Source organism: Streptomyces sp. NPDC020983, from assembly GCF_044333485.1.
GTDB lineage: Bacteria > Actinomycetota > Actinomycetes > Streptomycetales > Streptomycetaceae > Actinacidiphila.
On record NZ_JBIRRA010000001.1, the window covers coordinates 282367 to 300287 of the forward strand.

The following is a 17921-nucleotide window of genomic DNA, read 5'->3' on the forward strand; positions in this document are numbered from 1 at the left end:
TGGTGGTACGCGGGTCAGTGGTGGTGCAGCTGTGCGAAGGCCGCGGACAGCTTCGCCCGGCCGATGGCGTCGACCGCCGCCCGCGCGGTGGCCAGCGGCGTCGTGTACGGCTGGTAGTGGTTGGCGGTGCTGATCCAGCTGCCGTCGGCCCGGCGCATGACGGGCAGCGCCTCCCCGTCGACGGTGATGGCCATGCCGTCCTCGCCGGGGTCGGTGAAGCCCTGGATCCGCCGGCCGCGGTAGACCTCGTCGAAGAGCGCGGCGGCCTGCACGGGCCGTGCCTCGACGTCGCCGCCGCTGCCGTCGGCGCCCGAGGGTCCCCCGGCGGCGACGGCCCCTGACGGCTGACCTGCCGTCAGCATCGGGTGCAGGGCCGCCACGGTGCCGGCCACGGCGGCGGCGGACGTCACGCCGGACGTGATCACCCGCCGGCGGGTGACGGCGGGGCGCGCGGACGTCCGGCCGGCCCTGCGTCCTGCGTCGGTCTCGCTCACGACCGACTCCTCTCGTCTGTTTCGTTTACTTTGTCTGCTTCATCTGCTTCGTCTGCTTCAACCGTTTCATGCGTTGCGCATGACTCCTTCGCCTGTCCACGCCCCCGCCCGCTCGTGTCCGGTCGGCTGCCGGGCCATCATGCAGAGGCGGCGGCGGAGAACAGCGGATTATCGGTTTATGCGTGCCGGAAGTTCATCCGGGCGAGTGACGCGACGGCGGGATTCGCACGCGTATGCCAAGGGCATATCGACGATACGCCGGAATTCACCGCTCGGAGGAGATTGAAAATGCGCACAACGGAACTGACGCCGCGTTCGGGCTACTCCTGGGCCCCGAGTTACCCGTCATACGTTATGACTTGCCGGAAAGGGAACACTCTTCCCGTCGTTTCCGACGAGCAAGGAGTGACGGGCCATGGCCGAGCGGTGCCGGTGGATCACGGGAGCGGGGGCCGGCGTCGCGACGGCGGCTCTGCTGGCGGGCCTGGCGGCGGGCGCCCTCGGCTCCGCCGCCGCGAGCAAAGACGCCTCGGCGGCGAACGGCGGGAGGGGCGGCGGGGCGAGGTCCGGGGGGCTGGTCTTCCCCTATCTCGGCGTCTTCACCGACTCCGGTGCGGAAGGGGTCGCGAATCTGGCGGGCTTTCAGGAGTGGCTGGGCGGCACGCCGGTCCGGGTCGGCCACACCTACCTGGCCGGGGGCAGCTGGGAAGACATCGAGGGCCCCCAGGATCTGCTCCAGCCCTGGGCCGAGTGGCGGCGGGCCGAGCCGGATCGGCTGTTCGTGCTCAACGTGCCGATGCAGGCGGGCAACGAGGAGCCCACCTCGGACGCCCGCGTCCGCGACCTGCTCCGGCAGGGTGCGGGAGGCGCCTTCGACGAGCACTTCGGCGTCCTCGCCCGGCATCTGGTCGAGCTGGGCGTGCCGGACACGGTGATCGTGCTCGGCTGGGAGATGAACGGCACGACGTACGCCCACCGCTGCGGCCCCGACCCGGAGAGCTGGCAGGCGTACTGGCGGCGGATCGTCGGGGCGATGCGCGCCGTGCCGGGCCAGAAGTTCCGCTTCGACTTCGCCCCCACCCGCGGCGCGGACGCCGTCCCGTGGACGGAGTGCTATCCCGGCGACGACACGGTGGACGTCATCGGCATGGACGCCTACGACCAGCCACCGGGCGAGTCGTTCGACCGTCAGGTCAGCGAGCCGTACGGGCTCCAGGCGCAGGTGGACTTCGCGGCGCTGCACGGCAAGGCGGTCTCCTACCCGGAGTGGGGCCTGTTCCGGAACGGCGACGACCCCGCGTACATCGAGCAGATGCTGCAGTGGATGAGCGACCACCACGCCCTCTACCAGACCATCACCGACTACTGCCCGCACGGCGTGTGGCAGTGCACCGCCAACCCGGAGTCGTCGAAGGTCTTCCGGGAGCTGCTGTCCGCCCCTGCGTCCGGGAGCGGCACGCCCTCGCCAGGGCGGGCCACGGACACGAGCCAGGCGCCGGGCACTCCTGCGCCGGGCACCTCCACCACGCCGGTGCCGTCGGGTGCGGCCCCTGAGTCGTCGGGCACGGCGTCCGCGCCGGCTGCGGCGCGGAGGGCGGCCCCCGCGCGCGGGGGCCTCACGCCGGGCGGGAACGGGGGGCCGCGTGCAGCCGCTCCCGTACCGAGCCCGTCGGCGGCGCCGAAAGGCTGAGGCGGCGCGGGCCGCGTCAGGCCCCCGGACGGAGGCGGACGCGCAGTCCGTGCAGGCGAGCACGCCACGTGCGCAGGGCGGGCAGCCGGGCGGCCGCCGCGCGGCTCAGCCGTGTGCGGATGACGGCGAGCGCGTAGCGGGCGTGGAGCACGGGGCCGAGCGGGCGGCTCGCGAGCAGCAGCCGCTCGTTCGCGACGTGTTCGGGCCGCCAGTGGAACTTGTGCGGCTCCGCGCCCCGCATCAGGCTCAGCACCGGCCGTCCCGCGCCCGCCGCGTGCTGCACGCCGTGCCGCATCAGCAGCGTCGTGACGTCGACCTTGGTGCCGCGCAGCGCGGGGTCGGCGCCGTAGAGATAGCCGCCGGCGAGGGTGGGGGAGAGCACGGTGAGGTTCGCGGCCACCAGGCGGCCGCCGACGCGGAATTCGGCGACCGCCGCCTCGCCGCCCGCGACCATCGCCGTGGCCGCGCGCGTCAGGTGCGCGGCGAAGCGCGGCCGCAGGTGCTCCGGCGTCACCCCGCGGCCCCGCCACTGCGCACGGTGCAGCCGCAGCATGGCCGCCACGGCGTCCGGCACCTCGTGCGCGGCGGCCTCGTGCACGGTCACGCCGGCCGCGTCCAGCTTGCGCAGGTTCGCACGGATGCGCTGCCCTCGCGAGCTGCCCACCCGTGCGATCAGCTCCTCCATCGGCAGCCCCGGCAGCTCCAGGCACACCGACCCCGCCGCCCGCCGCCGCGGCCCGCGCCACGCGTCGTACACCGCGAAAGCCGCCGCCCCCGGCCGTACTTCCCGCAGGTCGACGACCGCCCCCCGGGCCACCGCGCGAATCCCCCCGGCGAGCGCGCGGGCCACCGCCTCCGGTGTCGTGCCCGCCACCCCGTCCGCGGCGACCAGCACGTCGACGTAGTCCGTGATGCCCCCGCCGAGCGCCACCACGACCGGCCCCGGCCGGTAGGTCCGCATCAGCGGTGCCGCGCCCACCAGCACCCCCGCACTGCGCACCAGCACGATCCTGAGCCGGTCCCGCCGCCCCGCGTAGGCCAGCCACCACGAGTGCAGCCACCCGTGCCCCTGAAAGCCCGTCACTCCCGCGCACCGTGCCCACAACTCCCCCCACTCCCCCGCGAGCCGCCCGAACTCCCCGCTCTCCCGGCACACGCTGACCACGAGCGGCCCCGCGGCCCCTCCCGCCGGGACGTGCACGGACCGCGACGGCCCGGCGGTGCCCGGCGGGGGCGGGGCGGAGGACGGCAGCGGGAACTCGCGGGGAACCGTCCCGGGCACGGGGTCTGTCTGCGGCGCGGGACCGGCTGCCGCGCCACCCGGCGTCGGGCCCGGCGGGATCACGCGGGTTCCCGGACGGAAGGGGCGGGGACGGCCGCGGCCGGGTCGGCCGTGTCCTGGGCGCGGCGCGCGGCCGGGCGGACCAGCAGCGCCAGGGCGCCCAGCAGGCCGCCCGCGCTGCCGCCGACCGCCGCCGACAGGGCCGCGGACGGGGAGGACGGCGCGCCCGGCGCCGAGGCCGGTGCGAAGAGCAGCAGCCTGACGCCCGTGCCGGACGTGTCCCGGTTGCCGGCCGCGGCGAGCGACGCGGCCACGGCGTTGGCGTAACGCGCGGCCGCCGCGCCGGTCGACGCCGTTCCCGTCACGGAGATCATCGGCGCGTCCGGCGAGGTCTGCGACGCCACGTGCCCGCGCAGCCGCTCCGCGGACGTGCCCGCCGCGGCCTGCGCGCCCGCGAGCACCGCCGTGCCGGTCACCACCCGGCCGTAGGCCTGCGCGAATCCCAGCGCCGCCGGCGCGTCGGCGTGCTGCGACACGACCATCACGTAGCTGGTCGCGGCGTACTGCGGGGTCGCGGCGACGCCCCAGCCCAGACCCGCGAGCATGCCGCAGCCGATGCCCAGCGGCAGCGCGGCCCACCGCGCCGCCCTCGGGAGTGCCCTCATACAGAAGCTCGTTTCTTCCGGGCGGACCCGAGCGCCGCGGCGTACAACGCCAGGACGCGGTCCGCGGTGTTGGCGATGTGGTAGTGCGCGACGGCTGCGGGCACGGCCAGACGCACCGGCCCCGCCCGGCGCTGCCGCCCGATGGCCTCGGCGATCTCCTCCGCCGAACCGCCCGTCCGGCTCGCACCGGGCGCGTCCCGCGGTGGCAGGTCCTCGATCGCCGGGCAGGCCGCGTAGAGCACCGGGAGCCCCGCCGCCAGGGCCTCCACGGCCGCGAGCCCGAAGGCCTCCTCGGCGCTCGGCGACACGAAGAGGTCCGCGGCGGCCAGCACTCCGGGGACGCCGGGCCCGCCGCCGTCCCGGGGGTCGCCGACGATCCGGACCCGGTCCGCGGCCCCCGTCTCCACGGCGGTCCGCAGCACCCGGTCGCGCTCCGGACCCGTACCGGCCAGCAGCAGATACGTGCCGGGGTTCGCCGCCACCGCCCGCACCAGCAGCTCGAACCGCTTGCCCGGCACGAGGCGGCCCACGCCCGCGACGACGTAGTCCGCCCTGTCCAGGCCGAGGCTCCGCCGCACGGCCGCCCGCACGGCGGGGTCGAAGCGGAAGCGCTCCGGGTCGATGCCGTTGGGCACCACGTGGATGCGCTGCTCCGGCACGCCCCACGCCCGCAGCCGCCCTGCGACGGTCGCGGACACGGCGGCGGTCCCCGACCCCAGGCGCTCGGTCGCCCGGTACAGCGCCCGCGTACCGGCGCTGAGCGGCCGGCCCTCGATCTGCGAGGCGCCCAGTGAGTGCTCGGTCGCCACGACCGCGCGCACGCCCGCCAGACGGGCCGCGATCCGCCCGTAGACGCACGCGCGGTACAGATGCGTGTGGACGACGTCGAAGCGCCCCGCCCGGATCAGCCGCACGAGCCGCGGCAGCGCGGCGAGGTCGCGATTGCCGCGCATCCCCAGGTCGGTGACCTCGAACCCGTCGGCCCTGATCCCGTCGGCCACGGCCCCCGCGTTCGTCAGGGCGACGACCCGCGCCTGCGCCACCTCGGCGGCCGTCTGCCGGAGCAACAGCCTGAGCTGCTGCTCCGCCCCGCCCACCCCGAGCCCGGTGATGACGTGCAGCACCTTCACCCCCTCACCCCCGCGGCGAACCCCCCGGGCACGGGACACCGCGCGCCCGGCCCTCCACCGCCGGAAGGTGCCGCAACATCCGCCGCGCCGTCAGGAGCGGCCGCCGTCGACGCCGGGCCCGTCCGGGGCGCGGGAGGCGGCGCGGGCGGCCCGGAGGGACAGCCGCCCCGCCACGCGGCAGCGGACGGCGTCCCCTGCCCCGGCGCACGATGCGCCGCCCTCCGTGCGAGGCGAGCCGCCGACCGCGGGCCGGGCGCCCTTCCCCGCACCCGGCGGGGGCTACGCACGGGCCCCCGCCCCCCGGCGGAGGGCGGAGCGGGCCGCGGGCATGCGGTGGAGGAGGCCCTTCGCCAGAAGCCGCCCGGCGTGGTCGCGCTCGCCGACGTAGGCACGCGGCAGGGCGTGAGGACCCGTCAGCCCGGCGGGCGGCGTCACCGCGCAGGCGTAGGCGTAGCCGGCGGAGCGCACCGCCGCCACCGCCCGCGCGTCGACGGCCCCGTACGGGTAGCAGAAGCCGGCCGGGGGCTCCCCGGTGAGCTCCCCGAGGAGCCGCCTGCTCTCGGCGGTCTCGGCCGCGAGCACGGCCTGCGCGCAGGCGGTGAGGTCGGTGTGGAGCAGCCCGTGCGAGCCGATCTCCATCCCGGCGTCCGCGGCGGCGCGGATTCCGTCCGCGCCGAGCAGCGCCCTGCGCGGCCCCTCCGCGTCCCAGGCGTTGTCGCCGCCGAGCCGCCCGGGCAGCACGAAGACGGTGGCCCGGTGCCCGTACGCCCGCAGGAGCGGCACGGCGCCGGTGAGGAAGTCCGCGTAGCCGTCGTCGAAGGTGAGCCCGACCAGGCCGCGCCCGCGGCCCTCCGCGCGGGCGCGCAGGAGTTCGCCCACGCCGACACCGGTGAGCCCGGCCCGGCGCAGCCAGCCGAGGTGCGCGGCGAGCCGCCGCGGGCTGACGGTGACGCGGTAGGGGTCCTCGCCGCCGGCGGCGACGGAGTGGTACATCAGCACCCACGGCGCCGGTGCGGAGGCGTCATACGGCATGGGTCAGGCTCCTGAGGGGCGCGCCGGCCGCGGCGGCCGCGGCGGCGAAGACGAGCGGGACGGTGAGGCAGCAGACGCCCGCACCGGCGGCGGCCGGCCCGGGCAGCAGCCGCACGGTGCACCACCCGGCACCGGCGGCCACGGCGGCGGCGAGGACGTACCGGGCCACGGCCGCCGCGAGCGCGCCCGCCCGGACGGGCACGGCCCGCGCGGGCAGCCCGCGCAGCAGCAGCGCCGCGGTGACACTGATCCCGGCGGCGTTGCCCGCGGCGATCCCGTACACGCCCCAGGCCCCGACGGCGGCGGCGTCCGCGGCGACCGTGACGCCGAGCCCCGCGGCCATCGCCGCGAGGGGGAACCACGTGGGCCGGGCGGCGGAGAAGTACGGGCGGACGAGCGCGCCGACGAGGCTCTGACCGAGCAGCCCGAGCGCGTAGACGCGCATGACGGCGGCGGTCGCGGCGGTGTCCCCCGCACCGAAGGCGCCGCGCTGGAAGAGCACCCCGACGATCTGCGGCGCGCACGCGACGACGTACGCGGTGCCGACCAGGACGACGACGCACGCGAGCGCCAGGTCCCGCTCGACGCGCCGCCGCGCTCCCTCCCGGTCCCCGGCGGCGAGCGCGCGGGCGACGACGGGGAAGGTCACCGTGCAGACCATGAGGGAGAGCGCCATCGGCAGCTGGGCCACCTTCTGTGCGTAGTTGAGGTGCGAGATGGCGCCGGCGGGCAGTCCGGCGGCGAAGTACCGCTCGGCGAGCACCTGCGCCTGCCGGCTGACGGCGAAGACGACCACCGGCGCGACGAGCCCCACCGCCGGGCCGACACTCCCGCCGCGCGCCACGCGGTGCCGCCGCCGGTGCCGGCGGCCCGTACGCGCGCTGCCGGCCGGGTCCGCGGCTCCGCCCGCCGGCACGGCGGGGCGCCCGGCCGCCTCCGCGCCGGCACCGCGCTCCCGCACCACCCGCAGGAACGCCGGCAGTTGCACCAGCACCATGAGGACCCCGCCGACCGCGACGCCCAGCGCCGCGGCCCGCACGCCGAGCGGGCCGTGGAGGGCCAGCAGGGTGCCGACGACGCCCGCGTTGAAGGCCACGTAGATCGCCGCCGGCGGCAGGAAGCGGTGGTGGGCGCGGAGGGCGGCGCTCAGGTAGCCGGCCAGGCCGTAGGCGAGGACGGTGGTGGCGGTCAGCCGGGTGCACGCGGCGGCGAGTCCGGGATCGGGCAGGCCCGGGGCGACGAGGCGTACGACGAGCGGGGCCGCGGCGTACAGCCCGGCCGTGACGGCGGCGAGCAGGGCGGCAAGACGCGGCAGTGTGCCGCGGATGAGGGCGGCCGTACCGCCCCTGGCGAGGGCCGCGCTGAAGGCGGGCACGAGCAGCAGGGCCATCGCGTCCTCGATGAGGACGGTCGCGGCGAGTTCCGGCACGGTCCAGGCGACGAGGAAGGCGTCGCTCCCCGTCCCCGCCCCGAAGAACCGCGCGACGGCCTGGTCCCGCACCAGCCCGAGCACCGACCCGGCGACGCTCAGTCCCGCGGTGAGCGCCGCGGCCCGCGCCACGAACCCCCGCGCCCCGCGCGGGGCCTCCCCCGGCGCCCGTACCTCCTCCCGGGCGCCGTCCGGCGCCCCCGCGCCCACGGCGGCGAGGGGCAGCGCAGGCGGCGGGCCGGGCGGCTCCGCCGCGGTGCCCCCGCCCACGGCGGCCGCCGGTGCGGCGCCCGCACGTTCCGCCACGGGCTCGCGGCCGCCCCGCAGGCGGCTCAGCGCCCGGGCCGGGGCGGCGGCGAGGGCGCGTCCCGGCCCGGCGCGCAGCGGCGCGCTCACGGCTCGCCCCCGGTGGGGCCCGCGTGGAGGGCCCACCACGCGGCGAGGCCCAGCAGCACGGCGGTCGCGGCGGTGGAGGGGCCGCCGATGTCGGCGTAGCCGAAGTCCGCGCACTGCCACAGCAGCAGGCCCGTCGCGCCGAGGCCGGCGCCGCGCGCCGCTGCGGGCGCGGCGCGCAGCCGGCGCAGGCCGAGGACGAGCAGCGCGGCCCAGCCGCCGGCCAGCAGGGTGCAGCCGAGCAGGCCCTGCTCGCTGAGGACGAGCAGGTACATGTTGTGCGGGGAGAGCAGGGGTTCACGCGCGAAGCCCTGCCCCGCGCCCCCGGTGTCGCTCGCGGAGGACAGGCTCAGTCCCGCGTGCCCGTCGCGCTCCGCGGGGAAGCGTTTGAGGCCGACGCCCGTCAGCGGGTGCTCGCGCCACATGCCGAGGGCGGCGGACCAGAGGGTGTAGCGGTCGCTGACCGAGGAGTCGGGCGCGGCGGTGACCTCGGTGATGCTGGCGGCCCGCGCGCCGATCACCTGGGACCCGGCGCCGAATCCGCCCACCAGGACGATGCCGGCCGCCACGGCGGCCGCGAGCGCGGCCAGGGCGCGCAGCACCTGCCGCCGCCCGGCGAGCGGGACCGTCACGGCGCACGCGAGAGCCGTGGCGATCCACGTACCGCGGCTGAAGGACACCGCGAGCGGGACGGCGAGGAACGCGGCACAGCACGCCGCCGCGGCCCGCGGCCACCTCGGGGTGCCGGGCGGGGGCGCGGCAAGGGCGTAGCCGAGGGCGACGACGAGGCCGTACGCGACGACCGTGGCCATCCCCATGACGTCGGAGGGGCCGAAGGTGCCGACCGCGCGGATGTCCCGGCCCGTGTACGAGGCGCCGTTCCCCGTCGCGTACTGCCACGTGCCGACCGCGCCCTGCACAAGGGCGAGCAGCACCACCGCCCCGGCGACGACGCCGAAGTCCCGCCGGTCGCGCAGCAGCACCACCACTGCCGCGGGCACGGCCACGAAGACCTGCACATAGCGCAGGAATCCGATGAGCGCCGCACCCGGGTCGGGCGACGTCACGGCGGCGACGGCACACCCGACCACCGGCGCCCCCAGCACCCATGCGGCGGCGGGCGTCAGCGGCCGGGCCCGGTCCCGAAGGCACCGCACCGCGGCCGTGAGGACGAGCACGGCGGACGCGGCGTCCGCGGGCGTGACCTTGCCGGAGGCGCTCACGTCCCCCGCGGCCACCGGCAGGGCCAGCAGCAGCACCGTGGCCAGCACGGGCACGAGCGGCGCGTAGCGGCGCAGCAGGGGCGCCGCCCGCCGGCCTGCGGAGGGCACGCCGAAGACGGCGGTGAGGGTCACGGCGCCCCACCCCGGCCGTGGGCCCGGGGCCCGGTCCTGAGGGCCCTGACTGCCCGGAGTGCCCCGGCTGCCCTGACCGCGCACGGCCGCGCAGGACGCCGCGGGAGGGGCGGGAGCGGTACGTTCACGGCACCTCAGCTCCCCGCGTGGCGGAACACGGTGACGGCGGTGCGCAGCAGGATCGTCACGTCCTGCCAGAGCGTCCAGCTGTCGATGTAGTGGTTGTCCAGGCGCGCCCGGTCGGCGATGGAGGTGTCCCCGCGCAGCCCGTGCACCTGCGCGAGCCCGGTGATGCCCGCGGGCATCCGGTGCCGGTCGGCGTATCCCGGCAGGGTCCGGCTGAACTGCGCCACATAGTGCGGGCGTTCCGGACGCGGCCCGACCAGGCTCATGTCGCCGCGCAGGACGTTCCAGAGCTGGGGGAGCTCGTCGAGGGAGGTACGGCGCAGCAACCGGCCCGCGCGGCTCATGCGCCGGTCGCCCGCGACGCTCCACAGCGTCGCCGACTCGCGCTCGTCGGCGGGGCGCAGGGTGCGGAATTTGAGCAGGGTGAAGGGCCGCCCGTGCAGCCCGATCCGCTCCTGCCGGAAGATCACACCGGGGCCGTCCGCGAGCCGTACGGTCAGCGCGCAGACGCCGAACACCGGTGCCAGGAACAGCAGCGCGGCCGCGGCGACGAGCGCGTCCAGCGCCCGCTTGGCGCACCGCGCCGTGCGCCCGGACGTGGGCGGGTACGGATCGAGGCGCCGGCACGCGTAGCCCCACAGGTGCCCGCCGGCGGACGTCCCCCGCCCGTACGGAAGGGCGCCGTCCGCCCCCTCCAGCCGCCACAGCACGCACCCTTGTGCGGCCAGCAGCCGCGCCGTGGCAATGGTGCGGGCGTCGGGCGCGGGCGGTCCGGTCACGACGGCGTGCCGCACGGCGTTCTGGATCACCGCCCGCGTCACCTCCCCCGGCGACGGCAGTACCGGCAGCACCGGCGGCGGCAGGTGCGGCGCCTGCTGGACGGGTACGCCCGCGGCCGCCGCCGGTTCCGGTTCGGGCGGCGCGGACCGCACGGGTACGGGTGCGGCGAGGCCCACCGGGCGCATGCCGTACTCCGGGCGGGCGTGCAGGACCGCGGCGACACGCCCCGCCGAAGCCGCGTCCGCCGCGACGACAAGGGTCGAGGCGGGCCGCCTGCGGGCCGCGCGGCGCCGCGTGCCGTAGACCGCGGCCCGCAGCGTGCCCGCGACGGTCACGGTCACCCCCACGGCCGCCACCAGCGCCGCCCGGCCGGGCGCGCCCGGCGCCGCGAGGGCGGCGAACAGGACCCAGGCCAGCATCGCGCGGAGGGCCAGGCCGGGCAGTTCGGCGAAGGCCCCCGGCGCGAGGCCCGGCCGGTAGAGCCCGGCCCGCTGCTGCGCGACCAGCAGGCAGCCCGCGACGACCCCGCAGGCCAGCGCCGCCCGCGGTGGTGCGAGGGCCATGACGCCGGAGACGGCCCCGGCGCAGTCCGCGGCGGCCAGCACCACGCCGATCCGCTCTCGCGCCGCCCGGTGCCGCGGCCGTCCGGCGTCCCGCCGTACGGTTCCGCCCCCGTACCCGCCGTGCCTGCGGGGGACGGCAGGCGCGGGCGCCGTACCGCCCACGCCGTGCGGCTCGTCCTGCCGCGCCGGTCCGTGGCGCCCGGCAGCGGCTGCCGTGTCCCCGCCCGCCGCCCGCGCCGGACCCGGCGCGGGCAGACCGGCGCCCGCCCCGTCGCAGGCCCGCACGGCCGCCGCCGGAGAGCCCGTGTCCGCCCGCTCCGTACCCTCCGCCTCCGGGCGCGCGGGCGCCGCGGGCCCGGCGCCCGCGTCGCACGGCCGGGCGTCCCGCACGTCCGTCCCCGGGCCGGGGTGGGGACCGCCGTCCCCGGGCGTCCCGGGGGACTCCGGGTCCCCGGGGCCGTGCAGGCGTGCGGCGGGGACCGCGCTGCCCTCCCCGGCGTCCGGTTCGGCCGCGGGGGTGGGGACGGGTTCGGGGATCACCGCGGCAGCTGCCGCGGGCGGGCGGTGCGGGGGAGCCGGAGCACGTCCTGGTAGAGCGCCGTGACGGCCGCGGCGGTACGGGCCGCGTCGTGGTGGGCGCGCGCGTGCGCGAGGGCACGCAGCGACGCGGCGGTGCGCAGCGGCCGGTCGGCGAGCAGCCTCAGCAGCGCCGCCGCGAGCGCGGCCGGGTCGCCCACCGGGACGACGCAGCCGTCCCGGTCCTGCGGGTGCAGGGACTCGCGGGCGCCGCTGACGCCGGTGGTGACCACCGGCCGCCCGCAGGCCATCGCCTCCAGCGGGGCCAGCGCCATGCCCTCCCAGCGGGACGGCAGCACCACCACGTCCGCGGCCTGGTACCACGGCACGGTGTCGCGGGCGGCGCCCGCGAGCAGGACTCCGGGCGGCGCGCCCGCGAGCAGCCGCGGCCGGTCGGGCCCGTCGCCGACCAGGACGAGCCGCGCCCCGGGCAGCGCCGCGGCGACCGCGGGCCACGCCCGCAGCAGCACGTCCTGACCCTTCTGCGGGCACAGCCGCCCGACGCACACCACGAGCGGCGTCCCGGGCCCGGCGTCAGAGAGCGCGGGCAGGGTGGCACGTACGGCCGCGGGATCGACGGCGGGGACGAAGCGGGTGAGGTCGACGCCGTTGCGCACGACCGCCCAGCGGGCCCGCACGCCCGCGGCCAGGCCCGCGCGGCGTTCGTCGTCGCTGACGCACAGCACGCGCTCCGCCCAGCGCGCGGCGTGGCGCTCCCAGGCGCGTGCCGCGCGGGCGGTGGGGCCGCCGACCGCGTCGAAGGACCACGCGTGCGGCTGGAAGACGGTGGGCAGCGCACCGCGTACGGCGAGCCGGCCGGCCAGCCCCGCCTTGGCGCTGTGCAGGTGCACGAGGTCGGGCCGTACGTGGCGCACCACGCGTGCCGCGGCCGCGACCTCGCGCCCCAGCCACGGGCCGGGGGCCCGCCGGGCGTCCCAGCGCACGACCCGCGCGCCCGCGCGCTCCGCGGCGACGGCGAGCGTCTCGGGCGCGAAGGAGGATCCGGCGGGGAGGCGGCCGGGGAACGCGGCCCCCGCGGGGCCGGACGGTGCGTGCTCCGGGACGCGGGCCGTGCCAGGCCCCTCCGCCGCCGGGCATGCGACGACGGCGGCGGCCCCCTCCCGTACCTGCGCGCGGATCAGGTCCGCGACCACACGGGCCACCCCGCCCTCGACCGGCTGGACCACATGCAGCACCGTCAGGCCGGCGAGTCCGTCCAGATGTTGCGGCATCGCGCGCCGTTCTCCCTCTACGAGCCCGTCAAATCCCGCCACTCGGTTCCGCGGGCCGCCGCGTGACCCGTGCCCTTTCGTGTGCACGAATACCGGACCGGTCGCGTCATCGCCGGAAACACCGGGAGCCCCGGAAACACCGGAAACAGAAATGCACGGTCGCAGACAGTGCGTCGAAAATCACGCAAGCCGCGCGAACGAGGGCATGGTCGTGACTTCTTACGACCATCACACCGCACGCCCCGCAATGCGGCACGGACCGCCTCCGGCCCTACCGGGGCGCCGCATTGACGTGGCGTCAACGCAGTAACCGGGCTCTCACCCCCGCACCTGATGACGTCCGCGCGCCACGCCGGGCGCTATCCATTCGGGTGAAACGTCATTACTAATCGCGAGCCGCGGGGTTGGGCAGTGCGACCCGTCTTCCGGGGCACACCACTCCAGTTCGCAAAGGATCCACCGTGATCAAGAAGTTCTTCGCCACGGCTGCCGTGGCCGCCTCCGTCGCGGGCATCTCGGCCGCGGTCGCCGCCCCGCAGGCGATGGCCCTGGGCAACGACAACGGCACCACCACCGTCAACGGCAACGGTGCCGAGCAGAACTACGGCAACACCTACACCAGCGGCTACATGAGCCCGTCCTTCGCGCTGATCCAGGGCTCGCTCAACAAGCCCTGCATCGGCCTGCCGCTGAAGGCCAACGCCGGCTCGCTGATCGGCGTCGTGCCGATCACCGTCCAGGACCTCAACGTCCTGACCTCCCCGCAGAACCAGCAGTGCGTCGAGAACTCCACCCAGTCGCAGGGCGACGAGCCGCTCTCGCACATCCTGGACAACATCCCGGTCCTGTCCGGGAACGGCGCGGCCAACGGCTGAGGACGGCGCCGGGAAGGCCCCCGGGGGCCCCGTCGCGCGGCTCCGGCCACCGGTGCGGAACCGGCGGCCGGAGCCGTTCCTTCTCCTTCCGCATTCACCTCCTGAATGTCAAATCCGCCCTCCATTCGAGTGGTTGATGGCCTCAGGAGAAGCAGGAGGAGTCACCTGGCGGCATCAATGCTCGTTGACCGATCGGCGCGGTGCGCACGGGCCCGTCATCCGGGACCGGCCGGCACGAAATCCGTGGCGGCGCTCCATCCGCAGGCGCCGGAAAAATAGAGGAGTAGAAACGTGAAGAAGCTCACCAAGGCAGCGGCCTTCGCCGCGGGCACCGTCATGGCCATGGGTGTCGCCAGCCCGGCCTTCGCCAGCTCCGGCGCGCTCGGCGGCGCCGCCCACTCCCCGGGCGTGCTCTCCGGCAACCTGATCCAGGTCCCGGTCCACGTCCCGGTGAACGTGTGCGGCAACACCATCAACGTCATCGGCCTGCTCAACCCGGCCTTCGGCAACGTCTGCGAGAACAACGGCTGACGACGGCCGTACGCCGATCGACACCGACGGCCGGGCCCCCCGCGCCGGCCGGCAAGGAGCCGCCCCGGGCCGAGCGCGCAGCGCACTCCGGGGCGGTCCGTCATCTGCACCACCATTTGCACGAGCGGAGAAACAGTCCATGCGACGACAGATTCTGAACCGGGGTCTGCTCACCGTTGCTGCGGCAAGCAGCATCCTCGCGGTGACGGGAGGTTACGCGCACGCGGACTCCGCGGCGCAGGGCGGGCAGAACGCGCCCCGCCACTCGGCCGACGACCTGTCGCAGCAGGACGAGGGCGCGACGTCCCCGTCCTCCGCCGCCCCCTCGCACACGGACGCCGCGGCGATCGCGGCGGCCGCGAACGAGGCGGCGACCGGCGGCGGCGCGACGGCGCAGGGCGACGCGGAAGGCTCGCCGGGAGTGCTGTCCGGCAACAGCGTGAGCGTTCCCGTCGACGTGCCGGTGAACGCGTGCGGGAATTCCGTGGACGTCGTCGGGCTGCTGAACCCCTCGTTCGGCAACTCGTGCGCGAACGGGACGCCCGCACAGCAGGTGGTGCCGCCGCAGCGGACGCAGCCACCCGCCGTCACCCCGCAGGCCCCGGCGCCCGAGGTGCACACGCAGCTCGCGGAGACGGGCTCGTCGGGCGGCGTGACGGGGGCCGCGGCCGGCGCCGGCGCGATCCTGCTGCTCGGCGGAACGATGGTCTACCGGCGTTCCGCGCGAGCCGCGCGCATCCGCCGCACCTACTCCTGAGCGACGGCCGCCGCCGTCCCGGGGCAGCACCCTGTTGGCGCACGCGCCGCGCGCACACGCGGGACGCCGGCGCCGCGCTCCATCGGGTGATTGTCGGCCGGCGACGCAGCACACAGTTTCCGTCGCGCTCCGTGATCGTTGTGCGTGATGACAGACATCCCGCGCTACCGAAAGGGTGGCAAGTGAAGTACTCGAAGGTCGCAGCGGTCCTGGCCGGTTCCGTGATGGCGGTCGGCGTGGGAGCTCCCGCGTTCGCCTCCACCACGGACACCGCCAACCCCGTCGACGCCCGCACCATGAGCACGATGCCCACCAGCATCAACGGCGGAATGGACCAGGCGTTCGCCGAGCAGCCGCTGCAGAAGGCCGCCGACAGCGCGAACCTCGACTCCACGACGCGCACCGTCGACGACGCGGGCGCCACCCTGCAGGGCAAGGCCCCGGCGACCGGCATGGTCGGCGACGCCACCGCGGCCACCAAGGACCTCGCCGGGTCCGACCTGCTGGCCAACGCCGTGCCCGGGGCCTCGCTGCTCGGCGGGCTGCCGCTGGCCGGCCTGCTGGGCGGCCTCGGCGGCTGACCCGGCCGCAGCCGCCGGTCCGACGCTCGATCCGCGGACCGGCGGGCCGTCAGGGCGACGGCGCGCCCGCTCCGCCATCGGAGTGAATCGCCGGAACCAAACCCTCCCTGAGCGGTTGATCAGATCGCTCAGACCTTCCACGAACCGTGCCACCGAGCACCGCAAAGGGACACACAATGATCAAGAAGATGCTCGCCGGAGCCGCCATCGCCGCTTCCGTCGCCGCCGTCGGCATGACCGCCGCCCCGGCCATGGCGCTCGGTGACGACCAGGGCACCACCACGGTCAACGGCAACGGCGCCGAGCAGAACTACGGCAACACCGTCACCAGCGGCACCCAGAGCCCGCAGGTCGGCCTGGTCCAGGGCAGCCTGAACAAGCCGTGCCTCGGCGTCCCGGTCAAGGCCAACGTCGGCTCCCTGATCGGCCTGATCCCGATCACCGTCCAGGACGTCAACGTCCTGACCTCGCCGCAGAACCAGCAGTGCACCGAGAACTCGACGCAGGCCCAGGGCGACGAGCCGCTGTCGCACATCGTCGACGACATCCCGGTCCTGTCCGGCAACGGCACCGCGAACGGCTGACACGTCCGCACCGCCACCGCGCGGTGCACCGAAGGGCCGCCGGCGACCTGCTCGCCGGCGGCCCTTCGCATGCCCGCGTACCGGCCCGCGGGGCACGGCCGGTGGCAGGAAAGGTGGGAAATCCGTCATTGCCGCCACCTGCGGCCCGCTGCCACGCTGAGGTGCGTGACCAGCCATGAGACCCCCGGCGGCGCTCCGGCCCATGATGTGCTCGTCGTGCTCTTCGACGGCGTTCAGAGCCTCGACGTGACCGGACCCGTCGAGGTCTTCACCGCCGCCTCGTCCCCGTCCGCCGCGGGCCGGACGCCCCGCCGCGCCGCGTACCGGATACGGACCGCGGCGCTGGGCGGCGGCCCGGTACGCACCAGCGCCGGACTGCGGCTGCTGCCCGACGAGGACCTGCGCACCGCCGCGCCGCCCGGCACCCTGCTGGTGCCCGGAGGGACCGGCACCCACCGGCCGGACCCGGAGACCGTCGCCCGTGTCGCGGCGCTCGCGCCGGACGCCGGGCGCGTGGTGTCGGTGTGCACGGGCGCGTTCCTGCTCGCCGAGGCGGGGCTGCTGCACGGCCGCCGGGCCACCACGCACTGGGCCTACTGCGCCACGCTCGCCCGCCGCTTCCCCGGCACCCGGGTGGATCCCGAGCCGATCTTCGTACGGGACGGGAAGTACGCCACGTCCGCGGGCGTCACCGCCGGGATCGATTTGGCGCTCGCCCTCGTCGAGGACGACCTCGGACGCGACGCGGCCCTCGCGGTCGCCCGCGGCCTGGTCGTCTTCCTGCGCAGGCCCGGCAGCCAGGCGCAGTTCAGCACGCAGCTGGCCGCGCAGCTCGCCGAACGGCACCCGCTGCGCGAGGTCCAGCGGTGGATCACGGAGCACCCGGAGGCGGATCTGTCCGTCGACGCGCTCGCCGCCCGCGCGGCGCTCTCCCCCCGGCAGTTCGCCCGCGCCTTCCGCGCGGAGGTCGGGGTCACCCCCGGGCAGTACGTCGACCGGGTGCGTATCGAAGCGGCCCGCCGGCTGCTGGAGGACACCTGCGACGGGATCGCCGAGGTCGCCCGCGCCGCGGGCTACGGCACCCCCGAGGCCATGCGCCGCGCCTTCGTCCGCACCCTCGCCACCCCGCCGGCCGAATACCGCCGGCGCTTCCACAGTGTCAGGAGCTGAACGTGCAGATAGTCGCCCCGCTCTACGAGGGTTTCACCGCGCTCGACGTCGTCGGACCGTACGAGGTCCTGTCCCGCCTGCCCGGGGCCGAGGTCGTGTTCGCCGCCGAACGGCCGGGGCCCGTACGCACCGACATGGGCCTGTCCCTCGTGGCGGAGCGGGCGCTCGCCGAGGTCACGGCGCCGGACGTGGTGCTCGTGCCCGGCGGGCCGGGCACGCAGGCGGCACTCGGCGACAGCGCGCTCCTCGACTGGCTGCGGGCGGTGGACCCCGGGACGACCTGGACGACGTCGGTGTGCTCGGGCTCCCTGCTGCTCGCCGCCGCCGGACTGCTCACCGGCCGGCGGGCGGCCTGCCACTGGCTCGCGCTCGAACACCTGCCGCTCTTCGGGGCGGTGCCCAGTGAGGAGCGGATCGTCTTCGAGGGGAAGTACGCGACGGCGGCGGGCGTGTCGGCCGGGATCGACCTCGCCCTCACCCTCGCCGGCCGCGTCGCCGGCGACGCGGTCGCCCAGGCGATCCAGCTCGTCGTCGAATACGCCCCGGAACCCCCGTACACCACGGGCTCGGTGGCCACCTCGCCGCCGTCCCTCGTCAGCGCCCTCCGCGCCTCGAACCTGCGCGTCCCGCCGCTCTGACGTCCCTGCGCGGGGCCGGGGGCCCGCGCAGGCCGCGG

The 17921-nt window shown here is 76.6% G+C and carries 17 protein-coding genes; 8 read left to right on the forward strand and 9 right to left on the reverse strand.

What is annotated here, in order from left to right; genetic code table 11:
• Nucleotides 1–14: 14 nt before the first annotated feature.
• A complete protein-coding gene (locus tag ACH4SE_RS01345; RefSeq protein WP_398541195.1) occupies nt 15–494 on the reverse strand; it encodes a tyrosinase family oxidase copper chaperone in 480 nt (159 codons plus the stop codon).
• A 415-nt stretch (nt 495–909) separates the two neighbouring features.
• Between ACH4SE_RS01345 and ACH4SE_RS01350 the strand changes: the two genes are divergently transcribed.
• Nucleotides 910–2184, forward strand: a complete 1275-nt coding sequence (locus tag ACH4SE_RS01350; protein ID WP_398541196.1) for a glycosyl hydrolase — start codon at nt 910–912, stop codon at nt 2182–2184.
• A 16-nt stretch (nt 2185–2200) separates the two neighbouring features.
• Here the strand turns inward: ACH4SE_RS01350 and ACH4SE_RS01355 are convergent, their stop codons facing one another.
• From ACH4SE_RS01355 to ACH4SE_RS01390, 8 genes are all read right to left on the reverse strand, one after another.
• Nucleotides 2201–3385, reverse strand: a complete 1185-nt coding sequence (locus ACH4SE_RS01355; protein ID WP_398541604.1) for a GNAT family N-acetyltransferase — start codon at nt 3383–3385, stop codon at nt 2201–2203.
• Between the two features lie 140 nt (nt 3386–3525).
• A complete protein-coding gene (locus tag ACH4SE_RS01360; RefSeq protein ID WP_398541197.1) occupies nt 3526–4131 on the reverse strand; it encodes a lipopolysaccharide biosynthesis protein in 606 nt (201 codons plus the stop codon).
• Entirely contained in the window at nt 4128–5261 is a 1134-nt protein-coding gene (locus ACH4SE_RS01365; RefSeq protein WP_398541198.1) for a glycosyltransferase, read from the reverse strand. Before ACH4SE_RS01365 ends, ACH4SE_RS01360 begins: the two co-directional genes overlap by 4 nt.
• Nucleotides 5262–5540: 279 nt before the next feature.
• Nucleotides 5541–6293, reverse strand: a complete 753-nt coding sequence (locus ACH4SE_RS01370; RefSeq protein ID WP_398541199.1) for a polysaccharide deacetylase family protein — start codon at nt 6291–6293, stop codon at nt 5541–5543.
• Nucleotides 6283–8118, reverse strand: coding sequence for a lipid II flippase MurJ (locus ACH4SE_RS01375; protein ID WP_398541200.1), 1836 nt, complete (start codon nt 8116–8118; stop codon nt 6283–6285). The genes ACH4SE_RS01370 and ACH4SE_RS01375 overlap by 11 nt, the downstream gene beginning before the upstream one ends.
• Nucleotides 8115–9470: an O-antigen ligase family protein gene (locus ACH4SE_RS01380; protein ID WP_398541201.1), complete on the reverse strand. Its 1356-nt coding sequence runs from the start codon at nt 9468–9470 to the stop codon at nt 8115–8117. The genes ACH4SE_RS01375 and ACH4SE_RS01380 overlap by 4 nt, the downstream gene beginning before the upstream one ends.
• 134 nt (nt 9471–9604) lie before the next feature.
• Complete coding sequence (locus tag ACH4SE_RS01385; protein ID WP_398541202.1) at nt 9605–10981, reverse strand: exopolysaccharide biosynthesis polyprenyl glycosylphosphotransferase; 1377 nt, start codon at nt 10979–10981, stop codon at nt 9605–9607.
• A 494-nt stretch (nt 10982–11475) separates the two neighbouring features.
• Complete coding sequence (locus tag ACH4SE_RS01390) at nt 11476–12747, reverse strand: glycosyltransferase (RefSeq protein ID WP_398541203.1); 1272 nt, start codon at nt 12745–12747, stop codon at nt 11476–11478.
• A gap of 461 nt (nt 12748–13208) precedes the next feature.
• Between ACH4SE_RS01390 and ACH4SE_RS01395 the strand changes: the two genes are divergently transcribed.
• The 7 genes from ACH4SE_RS01395 to ACH4SE_RS01425 all read left to right on the forward strand — a co-directional run bounded on the left by ACH4SE_RS01395 (nt 13209) and on the right by ACH4SE_RS01425 (nt 17883).
• Nucleotides 13209–13622, forward strand: a complete 414-nt coding sequence (locus ACH4SE_RS01395; protein WP_398541204.1) for a rodlin — start codon at nt 13209–13211, stop codon at nt 13620–13622.
• A gap of 336 nt (nt 13623–13958) precedes the next feature.
• Complete coding sequence (locus ACH4SE_RS01400) at nt 13959–14153, forward strand: chaplin (protein WP_398541605.1); 195 nt, start codon at nt 13959–13961, stop codon at nt 14151–14153.
• A 139-nt stretch (nt 14154–14292) separates the two neighbouring features.
• Nucleotides 14293–14910 (forward strand): chaplin, encoded by a 618-nt coding sequence (locus ACH4SE_RS01405; protein ID WP_398541205.1) that lies wholly within the window; start codon nt 14293–14295, stop codon nt 14908–14910.
• Between the two features lie 182 nt (nt 14911–15092).
• Nucleotides 15093–15491, forward strand: a complete 399-nt coding sequence (locus tag ACH4SE_RS01410) for a hypothetical protein (RefSeq protein ID WP_398541206.1) — start codon at nt 15093–15095, stop codon at nt 15489–15491.
• A 176-nt stretch (nt 15492–15667) separates the two neighbouring features.
• On the forward strand, nt 15668–16075 hold the full coding sequence (locus tag ACH4SE_RS01415) for a rodlin (protein ID WP_398541207.1): 408 nt from the start codon (nt 15668–15670) through the stop codon (nt 16073–16075).
• Between the two features lie 165 nt (nt 16076–16240).
• Nucleotides 16241–17245, forward strand: a complete 1005-nt coding sequence (locus ACH4SE_RS01420) for a GlxA family transcriptional regulator (RefSeq protein WP_398541208.1) — start codon at nt 16241–16243, stop codon at nt 17243–17245.
• A gap of 2 nt (nt 17246–17247) precedes the next feature.
• A complete protein-coding gene (locus tag ACH4SE_RS01425) occupies nt 17248–17883 on the forward strand; it encodes a DJ-1/PfpI family protein (protein WP_398541209.1) in 636 nt (211 codons plus the stop codon).
• Nucleotides 17884–17921: the final 38 nt, after the last annotated feature.

Bases quoted from the DNA above. Each gene is read 5' to 3' on its own strand.
- ACH4SE_RS01350 (WP_398541196.1), top strand. From the start codon at position 910: ATGGCCGAGCGGTGCCGGTGGATCACGGGAGCGGGGGCCGGCGTCGCG.
- ACH4SE_RS01360 (WP_398541197.1), bottom strand. From the start codon at position 4,131: ATGAGGGCACTCCCGAGGGCGGCGCGGTGGGCCGCGCTGCCGCTGGGC.
- ACH4SE_RS01370 (WP_398541199.1), bottom strand. From the start codon at position 6,293: ATGCCGTATGACGCCTCCGCACCGGCGCCGTGGGTGCTGATGTACCAC.
- ACH4SE_RS01390 (WP_398541203.1), bottom strand. From the start codon at position 12,747: ATGCCGCAACATCTGGACGGACTCGCCGGCCTGACGGTGCTGCATGTG.
- ACH4SE_RS01400 (WP_398541605.1), top strand. From the start codon at position 13,959: ATGGCCATGGGTGTCGCCAGCCCGGCCTTCGCCAGCTCCGGCGCGCTC.
- ACH4SE_RS01405 (WP_398541205.1), top strand. From the start codon at position 14,293: ATGCGACGACAGATTCTGAACCGGGGTCTGCTCACCGTTGCTGCGGCA.
- ACH4SE_RS01415 (WP_398541207.1), top strand. From the start codon at position 15,668: ATGATCAAGAAGATGCTCGCCGGAGCCGCCATCGCCGCTTCCGTCGCC.